This is a genomic window from Bacillus cytotoxicus NVH 391-98 (assembly GCF_000017425.1).
Lineage (GTDB): Bacteria > Bacillota > Bacilli > Bacillales > Bacillaceae_G > Bacillus_A > Bacillus_A cytotoxicus.
In genome coordinates this window covers 456540-469921 of record NC_009674.1, presented here as the reverse complement: position 1 = coordinate 469921, position 13382 = coordinate 456540, and the positions used below count along the sequence as shown (strand labels likewise).

General features: G+C 34.9%; 12 protein-coding genes. 4 read left to right on the top strand and 8 right to left on the bottom strand.

The features are described from left to right. Positions 1 to 148: 148 nt before the first annotated feature. From rlmD to BCER98_RS02345, 5 genes are all read right to left on the bottom strand, one after another. Positions 149 to 1528 carry a 23S rRNA (uracil(1939)-C(5))-methyltransferase RlmD gene (rlmD, locus tag BCER98_RS02365; RefSeq protein ID WP_041809410.1) on the bottom strand — a complete coding sequence of 460 codons (1380 nt, stop codon included), beginning with the start codon at positions 1526 to 1528 and terminating at the stop codon, positions 149 to 151. A 10-nt stretch (positions 1529 to 1538) separates the two neighbouring features. Then, entirely contained in the window at positions 1539 to 2402 is an 864-nt protein-coding gene (locus tag BCER98_RS02360) for a DNA-3-methyladenine glycosylase family protein (protein ID WP_011983525.1), read from the bottom strand. Positions 2403 to 2461: 59 nt separating this feature from the next. Beyond that, a complete protein-coding gene (gene pdaA / locus BCER98_RS02355; RefSeq protein WP_011983524.1) occupies positions 2462 to 3244 on the bottom strand; it encodes a delta-lactam-biosynthetic de-N-acetylase in 783 nt (260 codons plus the stop codon). A 131-nt stretch (positions 3245 to 3375) separates the two neighbouring features. Next, positions 3376 to 4899, bottom strand: a complete 1524-nt coding sequence (gene fumA, locus BCER98_RS02350) for a class I fumarate hydratase (RefSeq protein ID WP_095206560.1) — start codon at positions 4897 to 4899, stop codon at positions 3376 to 3378. Between the two features lie 309 nt (positions 4900 to 5208). After that, positions 5209 to 5388 carry an SE1561 family protein gene (locus BCER98_RS02345; RefSeq protein WP_011983522.1) on the bottom strand — a complete coding sequence of 60 codons (180 nt, stop codon included), beginning with the start codon at positions 5386 to 5388 and terminating at the stop codon, positions 5209 to 5211. Positions 5389 to 5645: 257 nt separating this feature from the next. Between BCER98_RS02345 and yfkAB the strand changes: the two genes are divergently transcribed. Then, positions 5646 to 6773: a radical SAM/CxCxxxxC motif protein YfkAB gene (gene yfkAB, locus BCER98_RS02340; protein WP_011983521.1), complete on the top strand. Its 1128-nt coding sequence runs from the start codon at positions 5646 to 5648 to the stop codon at positions 6771 to 6773. A gap of 34 nt (positions 6774 to 6807) precedes the next feature. Here yfkAB and BCER98_RS02335 read toward each other — a convergent pair whose 3' ends face one another. Together BCER98_RS02335 and cax are read right to left on the bottom strand one after the other, a co-directional pair. Continuing rightward, positions 6808 to 7605 (bottom strand): YfkD famly protein, encoded by a 798-nt coding sequence (locus BCER98_RS02335; protein ID WP_041809408.1) that lies wholly within the window; start codon positions 7603 to 7605, stop codon positions 6808 to 6810. An 86-nt stretch (positions 7606 to 7691) separates the two neighbouring features. Continuing rightward, positions 7692 to 8747: a calcium/proton exchanger gene (gene cax, locus BCER98_RS02330; protein ID WP_011983519.1), complete on the bottom strand. Its 1056-nt coding sequence runs from the start codon at positions 8745 to 8747 to the stop codon at positions 7692 to 7694. Between the two features lie 210 nt (positions 8748 to 8957). Between cax and BCER98_RS02325 the strand changes: the two genes are divergently transcribed. Together BCER98_RS02325 and BCER98_RS02320 are read left to right on the top strand one after the other, a co-directional pair. Continuing rightward, positions 8958 to 9104: a BH0509 family protein gene (locus tag BCER98_RS02325; protein WP_011983518.1), complete on the top strand. Its 147-nt coding sequence runs from the start codon at positions 8958 to 8960 to the stop codon at positions 9102 to 9104. Positions 9105 to 9215: 111 nt separating this feature from the next. Further along, complete coding sequence (locus tag BCER98_RS02320) at positions 9216 to 9644, top strand: EamA family transporter (protein ID WP_011983517.1); 429 nt, start codon at positions 9216 to 9218, stop codon at positions 9642 to 9644. Positions 9645 to 9655: 11 nt separating this feature from the next. On the opposite strand, the gene BCER98_RS02315 is transcribed toward BCER98_RS02320, so the two are convergent. Then, positions 9656 to 10252, bottom strand: a complete 597-nt coding sequence (locus BCER98_RS02315) for a DedA family protein (protein ID WP_011983516.1) — start codon at positions 10250 to 10252, stop codon at positions 9656 to 9658. 355 nt (positions 10253 to 10607) lie between these two features. Between BCER98_RS02315 and BCER98_RS02310 the strand changes: the two genes are divergently transcribed. Further along, complete coding sequence (locus BCER98_RS02310; protein WP_011983515.1) at positions 10608 to 13367, top strand: tetratricopeptide repeat protein; 2760 nt, start codon at positions 10608 to 10610, stop codon at positions 13365 to 13367. The last annotated feature ends 15 nt before the right edge of the window (positions 13368 to 13382 follow it).

The following is a 13382-nucleotide window of genomic DNA, read 5'->3' as shown; positions in this document are numbered from 1 at the left end:
TAGTTTTCATTTGTTTTGTTCCCACTTACTAGGTCTATGACTACCGACACATTGATGTAGTCTCGAATCTCCTTATTTCGTATTTTATCCCCCTCACCAGTGAAGACGATATGCTTGTAAAACTGCCTAAAATTAAGGATTTCTAGCCTTAGCGTCGTTGTAGCAACACTATTGTCTCGACGTGTGCTGTATGCGGGAACATGTCCACTGGCTGTACATATTCCACTTCATAGCTCTTCATTAATGTTTTTACATCGCGTGCTAGTGAAGATGGATTACAAGAAACGTATACAACTGTTTTTGGTTGTACTTTTAAAATGGTTTCAAGCAATTTATCATCACAACCTGTACGTGGTGGATCCACCACGATTACATCTGGGTGCCAGCCTTCTTTTACCCATTTCGGTAACCATTGTTCAGCTTTCCCTGCTTCATATTTCGTATTTGTAAATCCGTGGCGTTTTGCATTTTTTCGTGCATCTGCAATTGCTTCTGGAATGACATCCATACCGCGCACTTCCGCTGCATCGTTTGCAAGCCACAGTCCGATCGTACCAACGCCACAATACGCATCTACAATTTTTTCTTTTCCTGTTAATGCTGCTGCTTTTTTCGCTTCATTGTAAAGAACAACAGTCTGCTCTGGATTCAATTGGAAAAAGGCACGCGCTGATAATTCAAATGATAAATCGCCGAGCGTTTCTTGAATGACTTCTTTCCCAGCTAAGTGGAACGTCTTATCCCCAAAAATAACAGATGTTTTACGTCCATTTACATTTTGCATAATAGATTTCACAGCTGGCATTTGTTTTTGTACTTCTGCAATAAACTGCTCTTTATTTGGAAATTCGTCTTTTGCCGTAATTAACGTAATTTGCACTTCTCCTGTTTGGACTGCTACACGTGTAACAATTGTACGGATAAGCCCTTTCCCTTTCCGCTCATTATAAATAGAAATGTTTAGCTTCTCTAAAATACGTCTAACGACTTTCGTCGCTTCGTTTGTTGCTTTATGTTGAATCATACAATGCGCAATATCAATTAGACGATGTGAATTTTGCTCATATAATCCTGTAATAACTTTTTCGTCTTTTCTTCCTACTTGTAATTGACTTTTATTACGATAGTGCCATGGGTCTTTCATACCAAGCGTCGGGCGAATCTTCTCTTCCAAACTATTCTTCATATACTTTTGAAATGCTTGTACAACGATATCACGCTTCTGATTTAATTGCTCCTCATAATCTAAATGCTGGAGCTGACAACCACCGCATTTATCATATACTGGACACGGAGCTTTCACGCGATGTGGGGAAACTTTACGAATGTTTTTCACTTTTGCTTCCGCAAAACCGCGTTGAATTTTCGTTGTCTCTGCAACCACTTCTTCACCTGGTAATGCTCCTGGAATAAAGACAACTTGTCTCTTAAAATAACCAACGCCCTCTCCGTTAATCCCAAGACGCTTAATGGTCACTGGAAACGTTTGGCCAACTTGCAATTTGCTTTCATGTTGCTTTTGCACGATTATTACACCTCTACTCTATACTTTTCCATAAATATAACGCTGCATAACTACAGTATGGTTCACACTCTTGTTTTATTTGTTCTAAAAGTGCATCATCTGGCTTATTGTCTAATTGAAATAATCTTTGTAGTGCACGCTGAATTCCGATATCTGTTTTGGGAAACATATTTCGGCGCCCAAGTCCAAATAATAAAAAATTTTGCACTGTCCATGCTCCAATGCCTCGTACTGGTAACAATTGTGCAGAAATTTCTTCCTCTGTTTGTTTTTCTAACTTTGACAAATTAAGCTTACCTTCCACAATCTGTTTTGCTAATCCGATCATATACTCCGCTTTTCGTTGACTAAACTTTTGTCCTCTAAGTTCTTCTATTGAAATCTTTGCTACTCTTTCTGGCGTTGGAAAAAAGAAAACGTCATTCTTCTCTGTTCCATATGTCTTTACAAATTGTTCCGTAAGAACAGTAGCAAACTTTAAATTAACTTGTTGGTGAATGATACATCGAAGCAGACAAGCAAAATAATCAAATTCTAAAATAAGCGGTGTATACGCATATGTTTCAAAAAGTGGATGTAGTGATGTGTTTTGAAAATGGTCTTGTATCTTTTGCAAAGATTCATTCCACTGGAAAATAGTATAAATCCGTTCCATAACTTGTTCGCGCTGACCTGTCTCGCTCGAAATCCAAAATTGTGGTTTCTCGATTGTTCCTAGCCCTTGTATGCGAACAACAATTTGTTCTCCATTTATAAACAGTGGAACATACACGATTTTCTCATCTAATTGAACACGATGTAATGGATCAAAAGATAAGCGCCTTAATACTTCTTCAAAATGGTACGGACTCTTTAACGTAACATGTTCACTCCACATACGTTTCCCCATCCTTTTTACACATCATTATAGCATGAGAAAACCGCAAGCATACATGCTTACGGTTGATTGCGTTTTACTAAATCATCTAGACTTTTAAAATGATACCCTTTCTCTCGTAAATCATCAATGATTTTCGCAAGGGCTTCTGCATTATCTTTTGATACGGCATGTAATAAAATAATCGCACCTGGATGAACCATATTCATCACATTATCATATGCATATTGCCATCCTCTTTGCTCGTCTACTTTCCAATCAATAAAAGCAAGTGACCAAAATACATTGTAATACCCCATTTCTTTTGCAAGCGCCAATGTGCGTTCACTGAAAATACCGCGCGGAGGACGTAAATATTTTACTTCCTTTTGCTTTGTTACTTTTTTAATTTCATCTGTTACACTTTGTAGCTCTTCTTTTAACTTTGCATCATTGACGGTTGTAAGATCCGGATGTGTTTGTGAATGGTTACCAATAATATGTCCTTCATTTACCATTCGCTTTAATAAATCTTTTTGCCCTTTCACATAATGTCCTGTTACAAAAAATGTCGCTGGTACTTTCTTTTCTTTTAATACATCTAAAATTTTTTCAGTATATCCATTTTCATAGCCATTATCAAATGTTAAATATATATCTTTTTTAGTCGTATCGCCTAAATAAAAGCCACCATTATTACGAAGTAAATCCATAAACTTTTTCCCCGCATCCGGCGGAGTCTCGCTTTTAGCTCGCGGGATTCCCCAATGATTCGCCTCATTCGTATAAGCAAAAGCAAACTTCGGTACAAATGCCATTATAATCATTAAAATGAGACCTATATATAAATATCTAAACTTCATACATACTCCCCTTTCCATATGTCATCGTATCGATAGTTTCTGTTTTTAATCTTCCTTTCATGCTGAGCATATTTTTCTACATATACCAAAAAATGCATCTCCAGTAACTCGAGATGCATTTTTTTCTTTCTTTATTTAAATACCGGTTCTTTGAACTCCGCCAACTTTTCAAGTGATGTTTTATCCACGTCAGCATGCAAGCTATTACCATGAGAATCCATTGTTACAACTGCTTTAAAACCATCAATGCGTAAATGCCACATTGCTTCTGGAATACCAAACTGTAGAAAATCTACATCTTTTACTTCTTTAATACATTCGGCATAATACTGCGCAGCACCGCCAATTGCATTTAAATAGACACCGCCATGTTCTTTCAGTGCAGCTAATGTCTTTGCACCCATACCACCTTTACCAATGACTGCACGGATACCGAATTTCTTCATAATATCTCCTTGATATGGTTCTTCACGGATACTTGTTGTTGGGCCTGCCGCTTTAATTTTCCAGTTCTCATTTTCATCTTTCACTACAACTGGCCCACAATGATAGATGATTTGACCATTTAAATCTACAGGGCAGTCATGATCCATTAAATGTTTATGAATCGCATCACGACCTGTGTACATCATACCGTTAATTGTTACAACATCCCCAACGCGCAGTTCACGAATTTGTTCTTCTGTAATTGGGGCTTGTAATACGATTTCACGTTGTTCTTGTTTTTCTTGTACAACCTCTTGTTGAAGCGTATCTTCTCCTTCTTGATATAACCACTCGATAATTTCACCTGTTGCTGGGTGAAGTGTTACACCAAGACGGCGATATGCCCAACAATTATATGCTACAGACACATAGAAGCTCGCTGGCAAACGATTGTATACTCCAATTTTACAACCAAGTAAAGTCGTTTCTCCACCAAATCCCATTGTACCAATCCCAAGTTTATTAGCATTCTCTAATACATATTCTTCTAATTTCTGCAATTCTGGAATTGGATTCACATCATCTAATGGACGGAATAATTGATTTTTAGCTAATTCATATCCCGACGTGCGGTCTCCCCCGATACCGACACCAATTACACCTGCACTACATCCTTGTCCTTGTGCTTGATATACCGCATGAAGAAGACATTTACGAATCCCTTCTAAATCACGTCCTGCTCGTCTAAGCCCTTCTAGTTCGCAAGGCAAGCTATATTGAATATTTTTATTTTCACAGCCGCCTCCTTTTAAAATTAAACGAGCATCGATATAATCTTTTTCCCACTGTTCAAATTTGATAACAGGTGTTCCGGGCCCTAAGTTGTTTCCACTGTTGTCTCCAAAAAGGGAATCGACAGAGTTCGGACGTAATTTTCCATCCTTGGTCGCCTGCTCAAGCGCACTATAGATAGCTTCTTTCATTTTTAATTGATTCACACCAACTGGTGTATAGATTTTAAATGTTGGCATCCCTGTATCTTGGCAAATTGGCGAAATGTTGTCATCTGCCATTTTAATATTCTTTGTAATTGTGCCAAGTGCCATCGCGGAACGAGTCCCTGCATTCTCTCGTTCCTTTGCTTGTTGAATTGCACGACGAACATCCTTTGGTAAATTCGTCGACGTTTCAACAATAAGTTGATACATGCTTTCTTGAAGCTTTTCCATTGTTACTTCCCCCTCAATTGTGAACGCTACCAAAACGTCGTTAGATGAAAACTTCATTCTATCCTTCCTTGTTTGTATGTCTATCATCTGAAAGTAAAATGAAATTTTTCACAACTTGATTATACCCTTTTTTTTATATTCATTCTATTTGATAAAACAAATTCTCTCTGGTTTCTAAAATGATAAAGTACAACTTTAATCAGTAAGAGGGGCTTCACTCCCCACTGATTATGAGCCTTCACCAACTTGAACTTCTATAAAAGAAAAAATGACCTCCAACATATCATTGGTGGTCACTTTCATATATTATTAATCTTTTTTAAATTGCTCACATTTTAGTTCTAATTCATCTAACATTGCAAGAAGACGATCTACATCTTCTAATTCCACTTCTTCTGGTTCAATTGAATCGATTACTTCAATGAACATATTTAAACGTTCTTTTAAATATACTAATTGCGAATCTTTATCATGAATTGCTTTTCCCACGAAAGCACTCTCCTTTTTATTCGAGTTGTTTTCATTATACCGCAAAAATGATTGACATGAACATGCCTTTTTATCAATTTTTGTACATAATATTATTCTATACAAATGAACATATAAAAAATTTTCTTATTTTTTAACACGTCTTAAGTAACTCTACAATTTTTTGTTATGAAAAGTTTCACTTTATAAAATGTCTATATTCTTCTATTATAGAGAATGGACAAATTGTTATTCCAATAGTCAAAGGAGTATTTCATATGAGTATATCACAAACAATGAAGCCGATTACTCCTTCTTACGATCCATGGGAAGCGTATATGGACCTTGAAGAGTACGGCAAATTACTATTAACAAACGTTGAGTTTACAACGACAACGTTATGCAATATGCGCTGTGAACATTGCGCTGTTGGGTACACACTGCAACCTAAAGATCCAAATCCGCTTCCAATGGAGCTTTTATTAAAACGATTAGATGAGGTGCCTCATTTACGTTCTCTAAGCATCACTGGTGGAGAACCTATGATGTCAAAAAAATCCGTCGACAACTATGTAACACCACTCTTAAAATATGCCCATGAACGAGGCGTTCGCACTCAAATTAATTCAAACCTAACTATAGATTTAGCCCGTTACGAACAAATTATTCCTTATTTAGATGTGTTGCATATTTCACATAACTGGGGAACGATTGATGATTTCGTTGAAGGTGGTTTTGCAATGATGGCCCGCAAACCTACTTATGAACAACGTGCAAAACTGTTTGAGCGCATGATTACAAATAGTAAAGCTTTATCAGATGCCGGTGTTATCGTTTCCGCAGAAACAATGTTAAATAAACGTACATTACCACATATTGAAAACATTCATCGTCAAATTGTTGGAGAAATGGGATGTAAGCGTCATGAAATACATCCAATGTATCCAAGTGACTTTGCTAGCAATCTTGAAATTCTAACAAAAGCTGAAATCCGAAGCGCAATTGAACATCTATTAGCTATTCGGGATGAAAACGTATGGATGTTATTCGGAACGCTACCATTTTATGCATGTAGCGATGATGAACGTGATTTAGCTACTCTAAAAAAACTGCATGAGAGCAAAAATGTAACTGTTCGTAATGATCCAGATGGCCGCTCCCGCTTAAATGTAAATATCTTTGATGGCAATATTATCGTTACTGATTTTGGCGATATTCCCGTTCTCGGCAATGTACAAACAAATACATTACAAGAAGCATACGACAAATGGTACAGTTCCAAAACAGCAAAATCATTAAGCTGCCATTGTCCAGCTGTAAAATGCCTTGGTCCAAATATTCTTGTCAAAAATAGTTACTATCAAAATGAAGATTTCTTAACAAAAAAAGCGAAGATTACATTGTAAGAAAAACGTCAGCTTCCTATAGCTGACGTTTTTTCTATTGCGGATGTGGTGATGGGATGAATTTAAAGGATAAATAATCTTGAATTGGAATAGCGGCTCCAATTCCTTGTGATGTTACATTTTTAACAACCAATCTCTTTTGATTGCCCTTCAAAACAAGATATACCTCACCAAACGTAACTTTTCCTTTTTCATTTACCGCTGGCACATACGCATATAAATATCCCATTTGTTTCGGACTAATTTTGTACACTCGTTCATGATGAGTTCCATATCCAATTGTGGTTTTAAAAGAAAGAGGCAATTGAACTTTTTCAGAAGCCTTTAACAACATCATAGCTTTCACATCTGCCGCATCTTTAATAGGCGATGTTAGATTTCCTTCTATCGTTTTTTGAATCTCTTGCTTATAGCGAAGCGGATGCACCGCCTCTACTCCTCTATTATCATACACGTTACGATTTACTTGTTTATATTCCCAATTCATTGTTGTATCTGTTGATTCATAATGTAATGGCCACTGTCCTAAATAAATTTTTGCTTTATATCCGATTGCAAGTGGTGCATTTGAAATTGAAGTTTCATTTAACATCCGAATTAAATCTGGATTTTCAATTTTAATACTTGATGTTTTTAACAATTCTTGCGCAAGCTTACTTGGTTGCAAACGTGGTAAATCTTGTGTTTCATTTGAATACGTATTATCTTTTGAAATATTTAAAACAGATGATGGCATCTTAACTTGCAACGTCGTCTTGGCAAGACTATTACAAGGAAATAATAATATTAGTGTGGCTATTGTTAAAAGCCATATACTGTACACTCTTTTCACCTGTCTGACTCCTTCCTAATTAACAGCATCAAAATGATTTACTTTATTTATTCTTTTCTCTCTTCCTCATTGTTATCCGCCTTTCTTCACAACAAGTAAAAACCAATTCCCATAATAAAATAAGCAGCTAATAAAGTGCCTCCTTCAAACCAATTTGTATCCCCATCATTGGAAATTGCAATGGTTAAAAATACAGCTGTAATCATAGAGATGAGTTCTGGCACTGTAAATACTAATGGCATTTTTATCGTGAAGAACATTGAAAGTAGCACGAGTACAGGAGCAACAAACATGGCAATCTGTAAAGTAGAACCAATCGCTATTTCAACAGCGATATCTACCTTATTTTTATATGCCATAATAATCGCCGAAGCATGTTCAGCAGCATTCCCAACAATGGCAACGATAATAACCCCAATAAATAATTCTGACCACCCAAAAGATTTTGCGACTGTTTCAAATGTATGCACAAGTGCTTCTGAAACGTAAGCAACTGCCACTGTTGAAATTGCTAAAATAAGCAATGCTTTTCCTTTTGACCATTCCGGTTCTTCTTCATGTTTTGCATCATCACTGCTATGCTGATATACACCGCGATGTGTAACCAATTTAAAAAACAGAGCTGCTAAATACATAATGATCATAATAATGGAAACGCCAATACTTAATTGATGTGTCTTTTCAATGTCCATTTTCATTGAAAAGACTTCTGGAATAACGAAAGCAACAACGACTGCAAATATTAATAATGCTGAATTATGCCTTGCATCATACACATTGAAACTTTGTCTTTTATATTTCAGTCCCCCCACAAAAAAAGAAAGACCTCCTACTAATAATAAATTTCCAAGAACAGACCCTGTTAATGAGGCTAATACAACTTCTATCAGTCCTGCTCGTAAAGCAAAAATAGAAATAATAAGTTCTACTGCATTTCCAAAAGTTGCATTCAATAGCCCTCCAATTCTTGGACCTGATACAATTGCTAAACTTTCAGTTGCCCTTCCCATAAAAGCAGCTAAAGCAACAATTGTTAAACAATAGACAGCAAACATAATTGTTTGTGGCCAGTGCATTGTTTTTCCTAAAATTGAAAGCGGTACCCCAACAATTGTCAATATAAGAAAAATTTTATTAAACATCCTGTTCACCCTTCCATCATATATCCTCACTATTTATTAGTATTCTCCTAACTGGTTCTATTTCATCACAATTCCATTTAAAAAAAGCTTGTTTTGTCGAAAACTTTGGTAAAAAAAGATAAAAAAGCTGGAACTTTCTAAAGATTCTGTTATATAATAAATATTAACTTAAATAAGCTGTATTAAAACAGTTTAGGAGGAGAACAAAATATGAAAAGAGAAGAACGGAAAAATATGATTGAATTTATTGAAAAGAAAAAAGGAATCGAACGTACAGACCTGCTGTTTATGACAGATGAGGAAGTAGAGCACATTTATAATGTAACGTACTTTTTGTACGAAGAAATTGTAGAATAATACGAAGAAAAACCCACCTTAAAAGTAATAAAGTGGATTTTTCTTTTCCTATCTTATTATATATGAGAATGATTTTCATGTATAATACTAAAAGATGGGAGGAGTTTTACTATGAGTTCATGGTTATTATTCGCACTATTATCAGCAATTGCTGCAGCTCTCGTATCTATATTCGGGAAAATCGGTTTAGATGGCATTGATGCAAATGTCGCAACAACCATCCGCTCAATCATTATGGCATTATTTATGATCGGAGTTATTATCGTACAAGGAAAATTCCAAAACATTGGAGATGTTCTCCTTAATAAAAAAGCACTGCTATTCATCACATTAAGTGGTATTGCAGGTGCTTCATCATGGCTATTCTATTTTCTTGCCTTAAAAACAGGGAAAGTTTCGCAAGTAGGTCCTGTTGACAAATTGAGTGTAGTCATCTCAATTCTCCTAGCGATGATCATTCTAGGTGAAAAAATAAATCTCATGACCGGAATCGGTGTTATATGTATTACAACTGGTGTCTTATTCATCGCTTTTAGCTAAAGAACCGCTTATCATGAGCGGTTTCTTCTTCTTTTTAAATAAAAGCAAACTGCAATTGTTATTAGTCCTGAAATAATTAATATCCAAATTCCATAATGATGTAAGCTATATTCAACAAAACGCCACTTCTCTCCCAATTTCCAACCAAGTCCGATAAAAACACTAATCCAAATAAGCGCACCACTATATGCATATAAACAAAAGCGCCATACAGTTAGATTGGACACTCCAGCAAAATACGCTGTTAAATGACGCACTCCTGGAATAAAGTATCCTACCAGTAAAAGAAATGGACCATATTTTTCAAACAAAATATGTGTTTTTTCAATTTGTTTTTCCTTAATTCGAATCTTAGGACCATATTTTTTCAATACAGGTAAGCCGAGCTTTAAACCTAATAAATAACTTAATGTAATTCCAAGCATCGCACCTGCCATCCCACTTAAAAACGCTGCCGGTCCTGACATAACACCCTTTGAAATGTTATACCCAATAAAGGTTAAGAGAAATTCATCTGGTATCGGCAGCCCGACAATTCCACCAGCTAAAGCGATAATAATCCCAAAATATCCGTATTGTGTGATTAATTCAGCAATATGTTGTTCCATTCGGATGACACATCCCATGTACAATCGTTATTCCATATTATGCCCTTTCTCATTTTGTAGCAAACATGGTATACATATTCACTATACATGTTTTTTATAATGAACTCTACTCCTATTCTTTCATTTTTCATATACATCTCATTTTGTAAAGTCATTAAAAAATAAAAATTCATAAACGATTTTTTTTGTTACAATAGAAAGAAAGTTACTGTTAGCATCGGTTTCACTCTTCAGAAAAATGATATAACTGAAAAAATATATTTTGGTCGATAAAATGCAAATTCTATCCATTAAATGAAAATGCACCCTTTTTACATAACAAATCATTTTTCTAATTTATATAGGGGGAAATAACATGACCACAGAAAAACAATTCATTCAAAAGATATATTATGAAACATTTTTAACAGAACAAGCCTCCACTGATGCCCAAAAAATTCTTGGAGAAGCATACATAAATGAATCCCAAAACGAATTTGCCAACATATCAAATATTCGCTTTGCACAAGGTGAAGTTTATTTTCATCATAAAGACTTTGAAGCTGCTATTTTTAAATGGGAAAAAGTAAATAATGAACTTTCTTTCTGGGCAAAGAAAAATATAGGTGATGCTTATTTTGAATTAGGTTTCCTTTCCACAGCAGAAGAAATTTATACTTCTATTAAAACGGAAGATATAACACTTACAATGGAAGTTGCTTTACAACTCTTTTCTCTTTATCTTGAACAAAATCGATTAGGTTTGGCTTTTAAAACGATTAATGAAGCTGTTTCATTCCAGCCTGATTATCCTAATATTACTACAATCGCTCGCTCCTTCTATGAAAAACAAGAAGATTGGAACAACGCAATTGAACTTGCAGTACATGAAGGGATTCGAACCAAATCTTTACATTGGTTTGATATTTTGATTCATTATATCAATCTAGGTTTCACAAAAAATATGAAACCAGAATATTTTTATGAAGCATTAAAAACCTTATATACAGTTGATCAAGCACAATTTAAAGAACTCATTTCAGCACTGTGGAATAGCTACCGAGAAGAACCAAACTATTTAACATGGATCCAAACAGTGAATCATTTATTCTGCCATTTAGAAGTAGGTCCTTCCGAGGACTGGAATGAAATTTCTATCCTTTATCAAGAAACATATTGTAAGTTAATTACAGGCCAGCACTTCATGCATGAATTACAAGGAATCATTCCAGATTTATTAACAAATTGGTTCAGTATTACCAAAAAGGAAAATTCTTTATTTGTTTCCGCTGCGGTATTAGCTTGGGATGAAGTCGCTCCTAAAACTTTAGATTCACTTCTTGTAAAAAGTGCTAAAGCTATTCTGTCTCATTTAGAGGCTAATGAAGAAATGAATATAGATAATATTTCTACACTATTTGAAACAATTGCTACATGGGCAGAAAACAATGATGTAGATTTACCACATCAATTCACATTACTTGTTCGCGGTCTTTCTAATTTACAAGTAAAACAATTTCTGATAGCCGGAACGAGCAACCTCGATACATCGTTATTTATGAATTCAATACTAGGGGAAGACATATTAGGGGATTACCAGTCGGTTCCTATCATTTTTAAAGACAATGTTCAAACGGAAATAAACGAATTTACAGATTTAACAATTCGAAGTGTTTCGGACGTGAATACATTTCAAAATATGATGATGACACCTTCTCAAGAAGAAACGAGAAAGAACTGTGTCGAGTTCAAACTACCATGTAGATTTTTAAGAAAAAATAAATTCTCATTCATTGTTACACCTAACTTTAAACAAGCGTTACATATGAAGGATACGGCTCTTGAATATTTGCAAGCAACCGATAGTCTTATTTATATTATCAATACATCTTCACCATTATCGGATGAAGAACTCGATACATTGGTATATATGCAAGAGCAAATGCCTAATTTACAAATTCAATTTATACGAAATAAACTAGATTCAAATATTCATGCAGAGACAGCACAGCAAATGATTAATGAAATTGAAAATAAGATACATGCGCACTTCCCATCGGCACAAATCTTTCCTTATTCACCGCTACAAGAAAATAGTCAGGAATTAAGCGATGTAACTGATTCTATTCTTGCAAATATCGCTAAGAGAGATATAACTCAAGAACGCATAGAAAAACTGTTATGGTTTATTCATAAGACCATTACATATCTCATAAACGAACGTGTCGAGCTAGAAAATACATTAGAAAAATCAATTCGTTGGAATAAGCATATTTTAGTAAAATTAAATGGTTTTCTGAATAATCTCACTACAATCCAAGCAGATACCATCCGTTCGATTACAGATTCGTACCGATTAACAAAAGAAGAAATTATACATGATATACATGCTCAAATTCCAGAGTTGTTACAAAGTTGTTCTGATCTCGTTCAAGAAGATAGTGATTTTAAATCGGTTCATGAGGAAATAAATGATGCAATGAATGAACGAATTCAAAAACATTTACAACAAGTGCTACTACCTAAATTTACAAAATCGATTCAAGAATGGATTGAAACAGCTCATAATGAGTTTATTCAAGGTCAATCTTACTTAGATGAAATGAGTACAACCTTTAATAAACTATACGAAGAAGAACGCATGCAATTACCATGTGATTTCAAACTTCTAGATGATTGGCGCAGGGATGTTGTAAGAATGACGCACCGAATCAAAGTCGATAATGTCAACATATTACTACGTTTTACACCAACACAATTTTTCTTAAAGAGTGCTGGAAAACTGTTTGGAAATAAAAATCAACCTCTTCTCTCTAATAAATATAAACAATATATTGAAACGGAAGATTATACAGATGTGGCTACAACTATTTCTACACAATTCTTCCTGCAATTTGAATTGTTCGAAAGTGCATTAGAACGCGACATTATGATGTTCTTTAAAGATCCTCTTAGCATTTTAAAACAAACTGTAGAAGCAGCTCATCGAGAAATTGAAGAGGATGAACATAATTTAACAAAATTAAGAACAAACCCAGAAACTTATCATGATCCGTTATCTCTATTTAAATTACAGCTATTCCAATATAAATTTATGTTAAATAGAAAGGGACATCATGAAGTTCCAACTACTTAAATATGCCCCCAAGCA